Raw genomic sequence first — 16,413 nt, 5'->3', positions numbered from 1 at the left:
GCTGTCGGTCCATTATTTTCACAGGGGTATGTCTTTTTCATGGATATGGGTCTGCGCGAGTGGCTGATCATCATCGGCGTCATCGTCATCGCCGGTATTCTGTTCGATGGTTGGCGTCGCATGAGCGGCAAGGGCAAGCTCAAGTTCAAGCTTGACCAGTCGCTGAGCAATCATCCGGATCACGAGGACGAGGATCCGGAAATCGTCGGTCCGACGCGGGTGGTAGAGCCCAAGGAGCCGTCGCTGGACGATCCGGGCGAGCCGACACCGCCACGCTCCACCCAGCGCAAGCGTCGCGAAGAACGGCGTGAAGAACCCAGTGCCGACAGCTTCGATCTGTCCGCGGGCGATGAAGGTCTGGCGGGCCTGGCCGTCGATTCCGACGAGGTGGCGACCCGGGGTCGCGACAAGCCGCGCAAGGAAAAGCCGCTGAGCAGCAAGGCGCCCGAGCGCGAGCCCGTCAGCGAGCCCGTCGGCAGCGGCAGCAGTCAGGCTGCCATGGCGCCGGTGGACGAGGTGCTGGTGATCAATGTCATCTCCCGCGACGAAAAGGGCTTCTCCGGTCCGGCACTGCTGCAGAACATCCTCGAAAGCGGGCTGCGATTCGGCGACATGGACATCTTCCATCGCCACGAGAGCATGTCGGGCAATGGCGAGGTGCTGTTCTCCATGGCCAACGCCGTGCGTCCGGGCACCTTCGACCTGGATGCCATCGACGACTTCCACACCCCGGCGGTGAGCTTCTTCCTGGGTCTGCCCGGTCCGCGTCATCCCAAGCAGGCCTTCGACCTCATGGTCGCCGCGGCGCGCAAGCTGTCCTCGGAGCTCAATGGCGAGCTGAAGGACGAGCAGCGCAGCGTGATGACCGCCCAGACCATCGAACACTACCGCCAGCGCATCGTCGACTTCGAACGCAAGAGCCTGATGCTCAAGCGTTGATCGCGCCGGAGCGAACCAAGAGCAGCCTCGGCTGCTCTTTTTGTTTGTAAGTTTTGCCGCGGCGCCGCTGGTGCCGTCAGGGCCACCCCCTGGGGTGGCGACAGTGAGAGACCGCCATGACCGACGCCCAAGATGCTGTCACCCGCATCGCCGCCCTGCGCAGCGAGATCGACGCCCACAACTACCGCTACTATGTGCTGGACGAGCCGAGCGTGCCCGATGCCGAGTACGACCGGCTGTTCGGCGAACTCAAGACGCTGGAGGCCGAGCATCCCGAGCTGGTGACGCCCGACTCGCCCACCCAGAGGGTCAGCGGCTCGGCCCTGGCCGCCTTTGGCACCATCCGCCACGAGGTGCCCATGCTCAGCCTGGGCAATGCCTTCGCCGACGAGAATCTGCAGGACTTCGACCGCAGCGTCGGCAAGCGCCTGCGCGAGGAGTTCGGCGAGACCGACTTCGCCGGGCCGGATTCCGGTGTCGAGTACACCTGCGAGCCCAAGCTCGATGGCCTGGCGGTCAGCCTGCTGTACGAGGCAGGGGTGCTGACCCGCGGCGCCACCCGCGGCGACGGCACCACCGGGGAGGACATCACCGCCAATGTGCGCACCATCCGCAACATCCCGCTGCGCCTGCAGGGCGAGGGCTGGCCGACGGTGCTGGAGGTGCGCGGCGAAGTGTTCATGTCCCGCGCCGGCTTCGAGGCGCTCAATGCCCGGGCCATGGAGAGCGGCGGCAAGACCTTCGCCAATCCGCGCAACGCCGCAGCTGGCAGCCTGCGTCAGCTGGATTCGCGGATCACCGCCCAGCGGCCGCTGGAGTTCTGCTGCTACGGTTTCGGGCGGGTCGAGGGCGGGACACTGCCGGAGACCCAGTACGACATCCTGCAGCGGCTGCGTGACTGGGGCATTCCCATCAGTCGCGAGTTGCGCAAGGTACAGGGCGCGGAAGGCTGCCGCGCCTACTACCAGGACATCGGCCAGCGCCGCGATACCCTGGCCTACGAAATCGACGGCGTGGTCTACAAGGTCAACCGCCTGGACTGGCAGGGCGAGCTGGGTTTCCGCGCCCGCGAGCCGCGCTGGGCCCTGGCGCACAAGTTTCCGGCGCGCGAAGAGCTGACCGAATTGCTCAACGTCGAATTCCAGGTGGGGCGCACCGGTGCCATCACCCCGGTAGCCCGCCTCAAGCCGGTACAGGTGGCCGGCGTCACCGTGACCAATGCCACCCTGCACAACATGGACGAGATCGCCCGGCTGGGCGTGATGATCGGCGACAGCGTCATCGTGCGTCGCGCCGGGGACGTCATTCCGCAGATCATGCAGGTGGTGCCGGAACGGCGGCCGGCGAATGCGCGCCCGGTGGAGATCCCCACCCACTGTCCGGTGTGCGGGTCGGCGGTGGAGCGTACCCAGCTGATCAAGCGCGGCAAGGGCAAGGAGTCGGTGAGCGAGGGCGCGGTCTATCGCTGCGTCGGCCGGCTGGCCTGCCAGGCGCAACTCAAGCAGGCGATCATCCATTTCGCCTCGCGGCGGGCCATGGACATCGACGGCCTGGGCGATCGTATCGTCGAGCAACTGGTGGATCGCGCGCTGGTGAAGTCGCCGGCGGATCTCTACACCCTGACCTACGAGCAGGTGGTCGAGCTGGAAGGCTTCGCCGAGGTGTCCAGTCGCAATCTGCTGGCCGCCATCGAGGCCAGCCGCCGGCCAGCGCTGGCGCGCTTCATCTTCGCCCTGGGCATCCCCGAGGTGGGGGAGGAGACCGCCAAGCGCCTGGCACGCGCCCTGGGCAGTCTGCAGCGAATCCGCGAGGCCCTGCCGGAGGTGCTGGTCTATCTGCCGGACATCGGGCCCGAGGTGGCCTTCGAGATTCACAACTTCTTCCAGTCCGCGCACAACCGCGACGTGCTGGAGGCGCTGCTGGCCAACGGCATCGAGCTGGCCGACGAGGGGGAGGTGCATGCCGAATTTTCCGGCTACGCGGCCTTTGCCGATTTCCTCGACCAGTTGCACATTCCCTACCTGGGCAAGACCGGGGCCAAGACCCTGGCCGCGGCCTTTCCCAGCCTGGCGGCCCTGATCGAAGGCTCGCAGGACTGGCTGACCTTCAAGACCCTGTCCGGCCTCAACGAGCGAGCCAAGCAGGGGCTGCGCGAGTACTTCGCCGAGGCGGACCACGTTGCCCAGGCGCTGGCCATCGAGGCGCAGCTCAAGGCCTTCGGCATGCATTGGGAAAGTACCCGGCAGGCGGTGCAGGGTTTGCCGTTCGCCGGCCAGACCTGGGTGCTTACCGGAACCCTGGAGGCCATGAGTCGCGACGAGGCCAAGGAGCGCCTGGAAGCCCTGGGCGCCAAGGTGTCGGGGTCGGTGTCGGCCAAGACCGCCGTGGTGGTCGCAGGGCCAGGGGCGGGTTCCAAGCTGACCAAGGCGAACGAACTGGGGGTCAAGGTGCTGGACGAGGATGCCTTCCTGCAGATCCTCGAGGCGCAAGGCGTCCGCTAGCGCCAGGGATCAGGCCCGCAAGGGTCTGATCTTCACTCGTTCTGCCAATAACTGCAGGCGTTGTTGGTTATAACGAAGCGGTAATAAAGACGTACCCATAGTTGTCGCTTCGTTTAAAAACTGCTTTAAGGCAGTGCCAAGGCAATAACTGAAAAAATAAGGCTTCGTTTGGTTTAAGCGAAGCCTTATTTATCGGCCATAATAATTTCCAGGTTCAAGCGGAACGCGTGGCGGGTTCGCTCGCACGTTGTTCTTTTTCGAGAACTTCTTCCACGGCGATAGCCGCCTTGGCCGTCTGGCGATAGCCATGGGGATTGAGCGACTGCCAGCGCCAGGCATCTTCTAGCATGGTGGCGAGGCTGCGTTCGGCGCGCCAACCCAGTTCCTGCCAAGCCTTTTCCGGATCGGCCCAGCACTGGGCCACGTCGCCCGCGCGTCGCGGGGCGAAGTGACAGGGGATGTCGCGGCCCAGTTGCTGTTCCAGGGTCGCCACCACCTCCTTGACCGAATGTCCGCGTCCGGTGCCCAGGTTCCAAGTCGAAACCCCGGGGCGCTCGGCCAGGGCGTTCAGCGCCGCCAGATGACCGCGGGCCAGGTCCTGGACATGGATGTAGTCGCGCACGCCGGTGCCGTCCGGCGTCGGGTAGTTGTCGCCGTAGACATCCAGCCAGGGCCGGCGACCATTGGCCACCTGCAGCAGATAGGGCACCAGGTTGTTGGGCGTGCCCTGGGGGTCTTCGCCGATCAGTCCGGAGGGATGGGCGCCGATGGGATTGAAGTAGCGCAGCACGGCGATGGACCAGCGCGGATCGGCCCCGGCCAGCCCGCGCAGCACCTGCTCGGCCATGAGTTTCGACTGGCCATAGGGGTTGGTCGGCTCGGCAGTCGGGCAGCTTTCGCTGATGGGTGGAATGCAGTGACCGTAGACGGTGGCGGAAGAGCTGAAGACCAGCTGGTGCACCCCGGCGGCGGCCATGGCCTGGCAGAGCACCAGGGTGCCGCCGACGTTGTTGTCGAAATAGCGCAGGGGGTGCTGCACGCTCTCGCCGACCGCCTTGAGTCCGGCGAAATGCAGGACCCCGGTGATCGGCAGCTCTAGAAACAGCCGATCCAGGAGGGCGCGATCCCGGACGTCCCCGCGCACGAAGACAGGCGCCCGCCCGGCGAGCGTGGTAAGGCGCTGCACGGCCTCCACCCGGCTGTTGACCAGGTTGTCCAGTATCACCACTTCGTGGCCCGCACGGAGCAGCTCCAGCGTCGTATGGGAACCTATGTAGCCTGCGCCGCCCGTGATCATCAACATGCAACCGTCCTCACCAAGCCTGTAGCCATTAATTCGAAATAACTGTTTCGTGCAGACTCGAGTGCAACTAACGCTTCGCTTTAATTATTTTCGAGCGAAGCGTTAGTTGTGCCAATTCATCGAGCAGACGTTGTTCTGAAGTTGAATGAGGATATTGGTTCTAGCGAAGCGGAAGTTCATCGATAAAGTTATGAACCCTTGCCAATTGGATAAGTCGATAACGTTGCTCGATATCGCGCAGTCAGACTGCCGATACCTTCGGGACGGTCTCTGGACGTTTTGCAAGTTGCCAAGGCGCCGGCCGAGGCGCGGCTGTTTTGCCGCCCTTGGCCAGGCGTTCGATCTCACAGGAGCACACCATGAGTTGGGCCGGCCCCCATACCGAAACGATCGGCAAGACCAAACAGCCCGCGCGCGTTGCGGAGCGCCCCCTGGATCCCGCCAGGCCGCTGCTGCTATGCCTGGCCCATTTGCGCTGGAGCTTCGTCTACCAGCGTCCGCAGCACGAGATGGTGCGCTTCGCCGAGCACTACAACGTGCTCTATTGCGAAGAGCCGCTGGATGCCACGGATGGCCGGTCGCACCTCGAGGTGCGTGTGGAAGAGAACGGCGTGCGGGTACTGGTGCCTCATCTGCCTCGCTGCCTGTCCGCGGAAGCCCGAGCCTGCGCCCAGCAGGAACTGCTGCAGACCTATCTGCAGGAGTTGCGGCAACCGGTGGCGGTGGCCTGGTATTTCACGCCCATGGCGCTGGACTATGCCGGCGAGATCCCGGCGCAGACCCTGGTCTACGACTGCATGGACGAACTCTCGGCCTTTCGCGGCGCGCCCCCGGCCCTGCTGCAGCGGGAGCGGGAATTGCTGCAGCGCGCCGACCTGGTGTTTACCGGGGGCTACAGCCTCTACGAGGCCAAGCGTGACCGCCATCCGCGGGTCTTTCCCTTTCCCAGCAGCGTGGACGTGGCGCACTTCGGTCAGGCTCGCGCGGCCCTGCCGGAGCCTGCAGACCAGGCCGCTCTGGCGCGGCCGCGGCTGGGCTTCTATGGCGTGATCGACGAGCGCCTGGATCTCGACCTGCTGGCCGCGGTGGCGCGGCTGCGTCCCCAGTGGCAGTGGGTGATCCTGGGCCCGGTGGTCAAGATCGATCCGGCCAGCCTGCCGCAGCTGCCCAATCTGCATTACCTGGGCGGCAAGACCTATGACGAGTTGCCGGCCTATCTGGCGGGCTGGGACGTGGCCCTGATGCCCTTTGCCCTCAACGAGGCGACGCGTTTCATCAGCCCAACCAAGACGCCCGAATACCTGGCCGGCGGCTGTCCGGTGGTGTCGACGCCCATCACCGATGTGGTGCGCACCTACGGCGACAGCGGCGTGGTCTGGATCGCCGAAGGCGCCGAGGCCTTTGTCGCTGCCTGCGAGGCGGCCCTGGCCAGTCAAGATCAGCGCGAAGCCTTTCTGGCGCGCGCCGATGCCCTGCTGACCGGGATGTCCTGGGACAGCACCTGTGACCTGATGCGGGAGAAGATCCAATGGCGGTAACGGCGCTTGAGCGTTTCGACTATCTGATCGTGGGGGCCGGTTTCGCCGGCAGCGTGCTGGCGGAACGGCTGGCCGCGGGGCTGGGCAAGCGCGTGCTGGTGGTGGATCGGCGCCCGCACATTGGCGGCAATGCCTTTGATCACTATGACGATGCCGGGGTGCTGGTGCACCGCTATGGTCCGCACATCTTCCACACCAATTCCCAGCGCATCGTCGACTACCTCTCGCGCTTCACCGAGTGGCGGCCCTACGAGCACCGGGTCCTGGCCGACGTCGCGGGTCAGCAGGTGCCCATCCCGATCAACCTGACCACCCTCAATCGCCTCTATGGCCTGGAGCTGGACGAGCAGGGCGCCGAAGCCTTTCTCGCCGCCCGCGCCGAGCCGGTCGAAGACATCCGCACCTCCGAGGACGTGGTGATCAACCAGGTCGGGCGCGAACTCTACGAGACCTTCTTTCGCGGCTATACCCGCAAGCAGTGGGGACTGGATCCGTCGCAACTGGACCGCTCGGTGACGGCGCGGGTGCCGACCCGGACCACCACCGACGACCGCTACTTCGGCGACACCTTCCAGCAGATGCCCCTGCATGGCTTCAGCCGGATGTTCGAGCGGATGCTGGATCACCCCAACATCAAGGTGATGGTCAATACCGACTACCGCGAGATCCGCGAACTGATCCCCCATGAGCACCTGGTCTACAGCGGACCCATCGACGAATTCTTCGACTATCGCTTCGGCCGCCTGCCGTATCGTTCCCTGACCTTCAAGCACGAGACGCGCGATACGCCGCGCTTCCAGCCGGTGGCGGTGGTCAACTATCCCAGCGAAGCGGTGCCCTACACCCGCATCACCGAGTACAAGCACCTCACCGGCCAGACCCACGAGCGCACCAGCCTGACCTACGAATATCCCAGCGCGGACGGCGAGCCCTATTATCCGATTCCACGCCCGGAAAACGCCGAGCTGTACCGGCGCTACCAGCACCTGGCCGAGGCGACCCCCAAGGTCATCTTCATCGGCCGTCTGGGGACCTATCGCTACTACAACATGGACCAGGTGGTGGGCCAGGCGCTGGCCGCCTACAAGCGCATCGAGGAGGCGGAGCTCGGGCCGGCGGCGGGGGAGAGCGCCGAACACCACGAAAGCCTGGCAAGGCAGGCCCCATGAGAGACGTGATGGCCGAAGGCTCGCCCTTCCAGAGTTTCTTCATGGCCGGCTTCGAATGCTCCAGCCACAGACGCGCCGATGGCCGACGCCTGGATCTGCTCGCCAGCACCGGCCATGACCGCTGGGCCGCGGAAGACTATGGCGCGGTGGCCGCCCAGGGCCTGCGCACCGTGCGCGATGGCGTCCGCTGGCACCGGGTGGAGGCCCAGGCCGGGCACCATGACTGGTCGAGTGTCCTGCCGCAGGTGCGAGCCGCGCGGGCGGCCGGCGTCCAGGTGATCTGGGACCTCTGCCACTATGGCTGGCCCGATCACCTGGATATCTGGCGGCCGGCCTTCGTCGATGCCTTCGCCCGTTATGCCGCCGCCTTTGCCCGCCTTTTGCGGGAGGAGGGCGAGACCCGTCCGTGCCTGGCGCCGATCAACGAGATCTCCTACTGGGCCTGGGCCGGCGGCGATCAGGGTCTGTTCAATCCCGGCGCCCGCGGCCGCGGTCAGGAGCTCAAGCATCAACTGGTGCGCGCCAGCATCGCCGCCATCGAGGCGATTCGGGCCGAGTTGCCCGCGGCGCGCTTCCTGGCCATCGATCCGCTGATTCATGTGGTCGCGCGCCGCCCCGAACAGCGCGAGGCCGCGGAGGCCTATCGCCAGGCCCAGTTCGAGGCCTGGGACCTGCTCAGCGGGCGCCAGTGGCCAGGGCTGGGCGGGCGCCCCGATTACCTGGACATCCTGGGTCTGAACTACTACTCCGACAACCAGTGGTATCTGGACGGCGGCACCCTGGCGGCGGAGGATCCGGCCTATCGACCCTTGCAGGGCATGCTGGCCGAAGTCCACCAGCGCTATGGCCGGCCGTTGCTGATCGCCGAGACTGGGGCCGAGGGGCCGGCGCGCGCCGCCTGGCTGGAACACGTGGCCGATCAGGTCGGGCGGGCGCTGCGCCAGGGCGTGCCGGTGCAGGGCATCTGCCTGTATCCGGTACTCGATTATCCCGGCTGGGACGATGACCGCCTCTGTCCCACGGGGCTGTTCGGCGTGGCCGACGAGGCAGGGCGCCGGGCGCTGCACGAGCCTCTGGCCGAGGTCCTGCAGCGCCAACGCCAGCTCTGGGCCGGCGGAGAGGGGCGATGAGCGCAGCTCGGCGACGCGAGCGGCGGCGCGCCGAATGGCCCCTGCCGGAACGGGTCGGCGCCTTTCTCTGGCGCTATGTCCGCCTGCGACCCTGGCACTTCGGCGGCCTGCTGTTGCTGGTGGTCGGCGCGGCGACCTGTGCGGTGGCAGTGCAATACGGCATGAAGCTGCTGGTCGATGCCATGGCCGATCCGGCACGCCGGGCGGCGGTGTGGGGGCCGTTCTGGCTGTTCATCTCGCTGATCGTGCTGGAGAACCTGTTCTGGCGTAGCGGTGGCTGGCTGGGTTGCCGCACGGTGGTGGCCAGCTGCGCCGATCTGCGCGTCGATCTGTTCCGCTATCTCACCGGCCATCCGATGCACTACTTCTCCCAGCATTTCGCCGGGGCCCTGGGCAATCGCATCTCCGCCACCGGAGCGGCCGCGGGGGCCATCTACGGCGGCCTGACCTGGAAGATCATGCCGCCCTGCGTCGACTTCATCGGCGCGGTGGTGGTGCTCTGCACCGTGGACCTGCGCATGGCCGGGGCGCTGGTGGCCTTCGTGCTGATCGTGGCGCTGGTGATCACCGCCTTCGGCATTCGCGGGCGGGCGCGGCACCAGCGCTTCGCCGCTCAGTCGGCCCATGTCGGCGGCGAGCTGGTGGACCTGGTGCAGAACGTCTGGACCATCAAGGCCTTTTCCTCCCGGGAGCGCGAGGTGCAGCGACTGGCCCAGGCCATCGGCGTAGAGGCGCGTGCCCAGCGCAGCAGCTGGATGCATCTGGAGCAGGCCCGGGTACTCCACGACACCTGCCTGTCGCTGATGGCCGGCGGCATGCTGGCCTGGGCCATCGCACTGTGGAGCCGCGGCAGCATCACCGCCGGCGACGTGGTCATGGTCAGTGCCCTGACCTTTCGCATCCTGCACGGCTCCCGTGACCTGGCCCTGGCGCTGGTGGACACCACTCAGCAACTGGGCGCCATCGGCGAGACCCTGCGCATCCTTATCCAGCCCCACGGCCAGAGCGACGTCGAACGGCCCCTGACCCAGGCGCGCGGCGCCCTGAGCTTTACCGGCGTGCACTATCGCTATCCCGATGGTCGGCAGGTGTTCCAGGGTTTCGATCTGGAGGTGCCGGCCGGCCAGAAGATCGGGCTGGTGGGGCCGTCGGGCGCCGGCAAATCGACCCTGATCGGCCTGTTGCAGCGCCTCGACGATATCCAGCGGGGGAGGATCTGCATCGATGGCGAGGACATTCGCACGGTCAGTCAGGACAGCCTGCGCCAGCGCATCGCCGTGGTGCCCAAGGAGACCGCGCTGTTCAATCGCAGCATTCGCGAGAACATCCGCTATGGCCGGCCGGAAGCCAGCGACGCCGAGGTGGAGGCGGCGGCCCGTCACGCCTATTGCGACGACTTCATCCGCGAGTTGCCGCTGGGCTACGATACTCCGGTGGGCGAGCGCGGCGTGCTGCTTTCCGGTGGTCAGCGCCAGCGTCTGGGCATCGCCCGGGCCTTTCTCAAGGATGCGCCCATTCTCATCCTCGACGAAGCCACCTCGGCGCTGGACAGCCATTCCGAGACGGTCATCCAGCGGGCCCTGCTGGAGTTGATGGAAGGCCGTACCGTGGTGGCGGTGGCCCATCGGCTCTCCACCCTGTCCGGCTTCGACCGCATCCTGGTGCTGGAGCAGGGCGTCATCGTCGAGGACGGCCCGCCGCAGCGGCTGCGCGAGGGGGAGGGCAGTTTCGCTGCGCTCTGGGACCTGCAGGCAGCACCCTAGCGAACCTAAGTCCTTGTATGGCTTGCAACTTCGCCCCAACCGCGTAGAATGACGCACCTCACCTCAGGGTGAGGCGTTATGGTGGCTCTGTCGGTCCCCCCGCAACGATCAACCGTGAACCCGGTCAGGCCCGGAAGGGAGCAGCCGCAGCGGTGATGTCGTGTGCCGGGGTGTGGCTGGCGGGGCCACCTCCATTTCTGCTAAGTAATTGTTTTACTTAGACATTCTCCGCTCTAGATTCCTTTGTGTGACAGCCGTTTAGCACGCTCCTGTGTGACAGGGTGAGTGCGTGATGCTGATCCTATCTTCTCTACCTCCCTCCAAGCAAAAAGTCTTCCTATTCAGCCGTTCGTCCCCGCTGGATGGTCATGCTACGACTCAAGCTCCTGCTAACCTAGCCGATGTGATGGATATCTCACTACGGATGGTAAAGCTATGCCCCGCCTCAGTCTTGCTGAAGTCGTTGATGTTATCTCTAAGTCAGGTGACCCCAAGAGAAATAACATCTCGAAAATAAAGAACAAAAAGCCTTATTCCCCTCAAACTGATTTCTATAAACCCCTTCGTTCCGCAATCGTGAAAATGCACAAGGAAGGCAAAAGTAGCGAATCGCTGTCTCTTCTTCTTAACGGGCTCACTGATAAGAATAAGATTTCTAACTATCCAAAGGTGCTTAAAGGCTATCAGCGCTGGTGCAAGGGTGCTAATCCTATTTGGAATTCTACAACGTCCTTTATGTATACCTATCTTGACGTTGAGGTCCATGTTAACCCTGAGATTGGGGTGCTGATTAATGGAGAGCCCCATCTAATAAAGTTATACTTCAAAGATGAGAAGCTGAGTAAGCTCTATATCTCTATTGTTAACGCTCTGATGGCTAAGACAGTCGGTCCTATGACCTCGTGCGACACAAAAGTCGCTGTTCTCGACGTAAGGCGAGCAAAGCTTCATGTGAATAGCTTGGACCAGAAAGGGATTGACCGTTATGTGGGTATGGTGGATGCTGAATTCGCCTACATTTCTGCAACTTGGAATCATATTTAGTAAGGGAATACGGCAATGATAAAGAAATTTGTAATAAGCATTCTTGCGGTGGCTGGTTTGGTAATTTCAGCGGCAGCAAATGCCCAATGGAAGGACGTTGAATATAATGCTTTCCTGAAGAAAGACTATATCTACTGCACCAGCCAAGGAAACCTTGATGAGTTTGGCGGGTTCGCCCAGGATGGAGATAACGCAGGCGCTAACCGAATGATAGAGAATGGAAAGTGCCGGGTTAGTTCAGGGATGAAGATACAAGTTTTCCAAGAGAATGAGTACGCGGTAACATTTCTCGCTCCGAGTGGGAAAGCATTCTATACTCTAAAGGGTTGGTTGGTCCGTAAGTGAAGCTAAAGGGAGGTGATGAGCCTCCCTCATCTTAAGCTGTGAACGTTGTAGCTATATCCCCGCCACAAAGCTCATTTAGAGCGAATAGAAACCTCTCCTCATCTCCCTCCTTTACTGCCTGTTCTGCCATGAACAAGAGGCATCCTTGCTGCCATAGCTCGTCAGGTACTGGTTTACCTTCGTCTTGAAAGGCACGGATGGTGATAGCGAGTTGATTCTTTAGATCGTCTAACATTCTTATTTTCCTATTGATTGTTGATTTGGTTCTGTCCGCTGGTGCGGTAGCCGTTCTGGCCGTTGAAAATCACCACCGGCTTTTGTTCAAGATTCTTCACACGCTCGTTCAGATTCCGCAACGCACGTTCATTGTTAATCTGATTCTGGTCCTGCATCTCACGAAGAGAGTTGAACTTAGTTTCAATCTGACTCTGTAGGCTGAAGATGGCACGATTTGTCTTGGTCTGTAGCTCTTCAAACTGACCAAGAATCTCGGAGCGTATACCCTGGTTCTGATGAAGCTGCGCAATTACCAAGCAGCAGAGAATCACTTGTGGGATTGCCATAAACTTGTTGAACTTGTCCATGCTCATAGTAGCTCCTCCACAAGACGACTAATGACAAGGCTTGAGCCGATACGGTTAGCTTTCTCAGCCTTTAGCAGTTTAGTAAGAAATGGGCCGATACTTTGATTAGGGTGCTTCTGGTTGAAGAGTTGAACAAGCTTTTCTGGAAGCTCGATTGAGCTACGATGACCTTTAAAGCAATAGTTTGCGAATACGCGCATTTGATACCTCAGATATGATGATTTTGATGTGTTAAATACAGTGTTTATAGGGGCTGTAGAGGTATAAAAAGTGCTACCCAGTACCTTAGTATTACCTACCACTTTTAACGCCCTGTAAGCCGCATTCTGTGGCGTTATAGCCACTTGTCTAAGTAGGCCCTGGCGGCTACCACACCACACCCGAATTGCTCGTGTAGATCGTGCTCTGTGGCAGTAGGGTGAAGGGTGAGCCAGCTACAGATAACAGCCTCACGGCTGGTAGGCGTGACCTCTCGTGCCTCTCTTGGAATAGTAGGGAGTAGGGTATGGCCCTGTGGGTTTAGCTTGTCTTTCAGATGGTTTGATTTGGCAATCAACTCTCCGAAGTCTGGACAGACATCCTTGTGTTTCTGTACCCACTTTAGATAAGCGCTTAGAGTCTTGTCTGATGCAGCGACAAACTTGTATTCGTTACTGCGTGCTGGGGGAATTGAAGCCGATAGAATACCGGCAACGAGGTTTGACCCTCGATGTAAAATAAAATAATTCATTGTTTTTACGTCTCAGATATTAAAAAGCCCCAGTGAAGGGGCTGTGGTGTATTGGTGAGCGTTAACGTCCGATAGATGGATACTGGATTCGAGCATCAGAGAGAGAGTTGTCTTGAACTCTACGAGCGGCGTCCATCATCCGGCTCTCAAGTTCACTACCAAGCTGGTTAATATCCATAGACGTTGCATCAATTTGAAACGCCCCAGGCTCAAAGACAATCCTATTGTCGTAGGTGCGACTGTCGGTATTGGTGTAGCTCTGATTCATCAGTTGTTGAACTGCATCATTATTCTGTTGGTAATGTTGAAGCGGACTACTACCGAATTGAGGAGGCATTGCAGGAGGCAACATTGCAGGCATCTGGAGTTCACTGTAAGGCGTCCGATAATTGAGCTTTGATTGCTGGTAGGGCAGGAAGTCAGGAACAATCCGATTACCGACGTCGCCCCACTCTGGCCCTTTGATCCGCTCGTAAAGACTCTCGAATGTGTCCTTTGCAAACTTCAGGCTAGGGTGATTCTCAAAGAGCCAGTTGATCCCTTGAATCCCAGGATGATAGTCAGCATAGTTCTTAGCAGCGTCGGGTAGCTTCTCCCTCACCGTCGCTAGAGCCTTCTCTGGTGTGATGTTGCCTTTGGCGATTCCCCGCATCCACAGAGCGAATTCAGACGTTGATTTGTAAGCCTCACCGAAGCTTTTGACGAGGCTTAGGGCTGCTGGTTGTAGGTCTTGAGCAAAGGTGTTAATCGCGTTCAGAGCACGCTGGAAACCTTCTTCCAAGCCCTGCTGACTGGCTTCGTCAATCGTCCGATCTCGGGTGTTCAGAGTACGGTTCAGCTCAGCCTGAGAGGTGCTGGTGCTACGCTCCAAGGCGGCCTGGGCGTTCCTGCTGCCAATCTGTAGTGCCTTTAGTACAACGTCGGTTCCTACGATGCCTGCCTTCATGTCAGCACGTAGCTGGATCATCGCAGCCTGGCCCGTCTTCCCGCTTTTACGGATCTCAGCGTTGGCTTGAGCTACCAGGGCGGGGAAGGTGGGATCGTGCTCTGCTGCTTGGCCGAAAAGCTCCTCAGACTGGACCTTGCCCTTGCTGATCATCTGAATTACGGCAGTGCTCAAGCCCTTCATACGCTCATTGGTGAGGTGCAAAGTCACGGCGTGTTCGTTGAGCTGTGTCCAGGCATCCTGTGATTGGGCGTACTTCAGCCCGGCAGCGTGACCACCAGCGAGCATAGAGGCGTAGCCTTGTACCTGGTCCGTAGCACGTAGGCCTAGGCGATTGCTCTCGTTCCACACGTACTCGTTGGCGTTCTCTGCACGCTTCTGATTGATCTTGGCGCTAGGGGATGTACCTACCACGTTGGCAATCAGATTGCGGTTACTGAGCTGTTGAGCATTGGCGTTGAATAGAGCAGTGGTTCCGCGATAGGCGCCATAGCCGAGTGCAGCCGGGGCAAGCCATCGAGGGACAGCGGCCAATACAGCACCGCCAGCAGCGCCATTACCTTCAACAGGCTGCATCCCAGCAGCGTGAGCACTACGCGCCACCTGGCGAACTGCCTGACTGACGGGGCTACGTTCGATAACCGTCTTGATCTTCAGCGACTGTGCTGACCACTCAGCACGCCTGATCGCAGAGGCAAGGCTCCGGTTGAGCTTCACATTGTCGATGGTAAATTTTTCCATTCTGAACTCAGTCAGCCGGCTAACCTGGTTCAAGGATTTCTGGATCTGCTTTTGAAATTGAAGGCTGTTGAACTGAACCTTTGGCATCACTACGAGGCTTTTGCCAAACTGCTCCTTAAGCTTAAGCATCATTGCTTCTAGACGCTGGAATGCCTGTTCTGCTTGACGAAGCTGAGCCTTGTTGACTTTAATATTTAGCTCACTGTAAAAGCTCGCTATCTTTGTTTCTGACATAAAATATGCTCTGTCTTGAGGTGGTAATGAGTTTTTTTGAAGACTTGAAGAATACGAAAGTTTCGGATGCTGCGTTTTATTTGATTTTTGTTATGGCCCAAATAGCGCCCGGTACATCTTATGCAATGTACTTTTTCTTGGATATATTTAAAGAGCTAGACGGATGGAAGGCGGTTTTCATGATTATCGCCTTCAGTTCGCCTTTGACATTCTTGGCGATACTTTTCACGTATCTGGGAAACATGCAGGGTTTCTCATATGAAGAGCGGCTAAAGCCTATGGCGTTTTACTCGTGTATCGTAGCCGTCTCATCTAGTTATCTTGCTCTAATGGTAAGCTCGACTCTAAATTGGGGCTTTGAACTTACAGCGGGAGTTGCAGGGATGGGAGTTATGGTGCTTTCATTTATAGCGGGATTCTGTAGTCGCTTTGACTAAAGGGCTTCCCTGCCCGAATTTGGTATTTACTTAGCAGCCTGATAGGCAGCTTTGAAGTTTTTGTCTTTGAGCATCTGCTCCAAGGTGACAGCTTCGCCCCCATATTGCTGAGCAAGCTTGTAACTCAACATCGTTAGGCCGTCCGCTTGCAGCAGAGTTACACCTACACTTTTAAGAATGGTCGAAACGTCCATTGAGATTTTGGTGGTGGTTACGCGACCATCTGCTGCAACAAGAAAGGCATCAACCATCGGGGACATAGCCTTAGCTTTGGTAATTTCGGCTTGTTCCATCAGCTTTTTAGTCTTGGCCAATGTCTCAGGATTTGACCTAAGTTCAAGATCCTTGGTTGGTTTGGTCTTAAGGACCAAATGCTCGATACGATTATTAGAGAGAAGTTTGTCGGCCCGTGAACGTTCGGAGTCTTTAGGAAAGAGTTTTGACTTAAGCATTATTGAATACCTTCTTGTTCGAGAACTTGTTGAAAAGCTTTTTCAGCTTCTTGTTCAAACTTGGCTTGTTTCTTGGCTTCTGCTTCCGCCAGCTTCTTAGCCTCAGCAGCCTGAGCTTCATTGATCATCTGTTGTTTGAGCCGGACTTTGTAAGCCTTCTCATTTTGCTCTACAGCCGCGATATAGTTGGCCATTACCATATCTTTAATGAATTCCTTATCCTCGTTCTGGAGGGTTAGCGGTTTCTCAAGATAGAAGGCGTAGTTCGGACCTGAGTGAAGAGGCTTCCGCTTTTCAGGATAGGTGAACCCGTCTTTTGATAGTTCGATCACTGCGTTAATCGCCGACTCGAAATGTCCCGCACTCACGAAGATTTTGTTGTAGTTCAAGCCGGGCTGGGAATAAAGGTCGTAAGCTCGATCAACGAGAGTCTTAAGCTCAGCAGAGTTGAACTTGTAAGATTCTGTCTTCAGAGGAAAGCTGTAGTCGGCTTTGAACTGATCGCGGGTAGTGTAGTTAGTGGTCATAATTTTAACTCCGATATATTAATTTAAGTT

The 16,413-nt window shown here is 59.5% G+C and carries 13 protein-coding genes and 1 other RNA gene; 9 read left to right on the top strand and 5 right to left on the bottom strand.

The window, feature by feature from the left end:
* Positions 1-39 precede the first annotated feature (39 nt).
* Positions 40-939, top strand: coding sequence for a cell division protein ZipA (gene zipA / locus POR01S_RS19070; RefSeq protein ID WP_007162238.1), 900 nt, complete (start codon positions 40-42; stop codon positions 937-939).
* 116 nt (positions 940-1,055) lie between these two features.
* Positions 1,056-3,440, top strand: coding sequence for an NAD-dependent DNA ligase LigA (gene ligA / locus POR01S_RS19065; RefSeq protein ID WP_042137720.1), 2,385 nt, complete (start codon positions 1,056-1,058; stop codon positions 3,438-3,440).
* Between the two features lie 214 nt (positions 3,441-3,654).
* Here the strand turns inward: ligA and galE are convergent, their stop codons facing one another.
* The gene (gene galE, locus POR01S_RS19060; RefSeq protein ID WP_042137718.1) at positions 3,655-4,743 is read right to left on the bottom strand and encodes a UDP-glucose 4-epimerase GalE; all 1,089 of its coding nucleotides are present in this window, start codon (positions 4,741-4,743) and stop codon (positions 3,655-3,657) included.
* Between the two features lie 359 nt (positions 4,744-5,102).
* Between galE and POR01S_RS19055 the strand changes: the two genes are divergently transcribed.
* The 7 genes from POR01S_RS19055 to POR01S_RS23515 all read left to right on the top strand — a co-directional run bounded on the left by POR01S_RS19055 (position 5,103) and on the right by POR01S_RS23515 (position 11,732).
* Positions 5,103-6,281 carry a glycosyltransferase family 1 protein gene (locus tag POR01S_RS19055; RefSeq protein WP_042137716.1) on the top strand — a complete coding sequence of 393 codons (1,179 nt, stop codon included), beginning with the start codon at positions 5,103-5,105 and terminating at the stop codon, positions 6,279-6,281.
* Entirely contained in the window at positions 6,272-7,450 is a 1,179-nt protein-coding gene (gene glf, locus POR01S_RS19050; protein WP_042137715.1) for a UDP-galactopyranose mutase, read from the top strand. Before POR01S_RS19055 ends, glf begins: the two co-directional genes overlap by 10 nt.
* Before the next feature lie 8 nt (positions 7,451-7,458).
* Complete coding sequence (locus POR01S_RS19045; RefSeq protein ID WP_042137713.1) at positions 7,459-8,580, top strand: glycoside hydrolase family 1 protein; 1,122 nt, start codon at positions 7,459-7,461, stop codon at positions 8,578-8,580.
* The gene (locus POR01S_RS19040; RefSeq protein ID WP_042137711.1) at positions 8,577-10,343 is read left to right on the top strand and encodes an ABC transporter ATP-binding protein; all 1,767 of its coding nucleotides are present in this window, start codon (positions 8,577-8,579) and stop codon (positions 10,341-10,343) included. Before POR01S_RS19045 ends, POR01S_RS19040 begins: the two co-directional genes overlap by 4 nt.
* Before the next feature lie 88 nt (positions 10,344-10,431).
* An RNA gene (gene ffs, locus POR01S_RS23520) (signal recognition particle sRNA small type) lies at positions 10,432-10,528 on the top strand.
* A gap of 250 nt (positions 10,529-10,778) precedes the next feature.
* A complete protein-coding gene (locus tag POR01S_RS23740) occupies positions 10,779-11,387 on the top strand; it encodes a hypothetical protein (protein ID WP_042137709.1) in 609 nt (202 codons plus the stop codon).
* Positions 11,388-11,402: 15 nt separating this feature from the next.
* A complete protein-coding gene (locus POR01S_RS23515; protein WP_081875242.1) occupies positions 11,403-11,732 on the top strand; it encodes a hypothetical protein in 330 nt (109 codons plus the stop codon).
* A gap of 245 nt (positions 11,733-11,977) precedes the next feature.
* Here POR01S_RS23515 and POR01S_RS19025 read toward each other — a convergent pair whose 3' ends face one another.
* The 4 genes from POR01S_RS19025 to POR01S_RS19005 form a co-directional block, all read right to left on the bottom strand.
* Entirely contained in the window at positions 11,978-12,316 is a 339-nt protein-coding gene (locus POR01S_RS19025; protein ID WP_156045041.1) for a hypothetical protein, read from the bottom strand.
* Positions 12,317-13,107: 791 nt separating this feature from the next.
* Positions 13,108-14,967, bottom strand: coding sequence for a tape measure protein (locus POR01S_RS19020; protein WP_156045040.1), 1,860 nt, complete (start codon positions 14,965-14,967; stop codon positions 13,108-13,110).
* A gap of 463 nt (positions 14,968-15,430) precedes the next feature.
* Positions 15,431-15,856: a hypothetical protein gene (locus POR01S_RS19010; RefSeq protein ID WP_156045039.1), complete on the bottom strand. Its 426-nt coding sequence runs from the start codon at positions 15,854-15,856 to the stop codon at positions 15,431-15,433.
* Complete coding sequence (locus POR01S_RS19005) at positions 15,856-16,383, bottom strand: hypothetical protein (RefSeq protein ID WP_042137697.1); 528 nt, start codon at positions 16,381-16,383, stop codon at positions 15,856-15,858. The genes POR01S_RS19010 and POR01S_RS19005 overlap by 1 nt, the downstream gene beginning before the upstream one ends.
* Between the last annotated feature and the right edge of the window lie 30 nt (positions 16,384-16,413).

Source organism: Pseudomonas oryzihabitans NBRC 102199 (assembly GCF_000730625.1).
Lineage (GTDB): Bacteria > Pseudomonadota > Gammaproteobacteria > Pseudomonadales > Pseudomonadaceae > Chryseomonas > Chryseomonas oryzihabitans.
This window is presented reverse-complemented; position numbering and strand designations above follow the sequence as displayed.

Coding starts and splice junctions, on each gene's coding strand:
- POR01S_RS23515 (WP_081875242.1), top strand. CDS start 11,403: ATGATAAAGAAATTTGTAATAAGCATTCTTGCGGTGGCTGGTTTGGTA.
- POR01S_RS23740 (WP_042137709.1), top strand. CDS start 10,779: ATGCCCCGCCTCAGTCTTGCTGAAGTCGTTGATGTTATCTCTAAGTCA.
- zipA (WP_007162238.1), top strand. CDS start 40: ATGGATATGGGTCTGCGCGAGTGGCTGATCATCATCGGCGTCATCGTC.
- POR01S_RS19005 (WP_042137697.1), bottom strand. CDS start 16,383: ATGACCACTAACTACACTACCCGCGATCAGTTCAAAGCCGACTACAGC.
- POR01S_RS19040 (WP_042137711.1), top strand. CDS start 8,577: ATGAGCGCAGCTCGGCGACGCGAGCGGCGGCGCGCCGAATGGCCCCTG.
- POR01S_RS19055 (WP_042137716.1), top strand. CDS start 5,103: ATGAGTTGGGCCGGCCCCCATACCGAAACGATCGGCAAGACCAAACAG.
- POR01S_RS19025 (WP_156045041.1), bottom strand. CDS start 12,316: ATGGACAAGTTCAACAAGTTTATGGCAATCCCACAAGTGATTCTCTGC.
- POR01S_RS19045 (WP_042137713.1), top strand. CDS start 7,459: ATGGCCGAAGGCTCGCCCTTCCAGAGTTTCTTCATGGCCGGCTTCGAA.
- glf (WP_042137715.1), top strand. CDS start 6,272: ATGGCGGTAACGGCGCTTGAGCGTTTCGACTATCTGATCGTGGGGGCC.
- POR01S_RS19020 (WP_156045040.1), bottom strand. CDS start 14,967: ATGTCAGAAACAAAGATAGCGAGCTTTTACAGTGAGCTAAATATTAAA.
- galE (WP_042137718.1), bottom strand. CDS start 4,743: ATGTTGATGATCACGGGCGGCGCAGGCTACATAGGTTCCCATACGACG.
- ligA (WP_042137720.1), top strand. CDS start 1,056: ATGACCGACGCCCAAGATGCTGTCACCCGCATCGCCGCCCTGCGCAGC.
- POR01S_RS19010 (WP_156045039.1), bottom strand. CDS start 15,856: ATGCTTAAGTCAAAACTCTTTCCTAAAGACTCCGAACGTTCACGGGCC.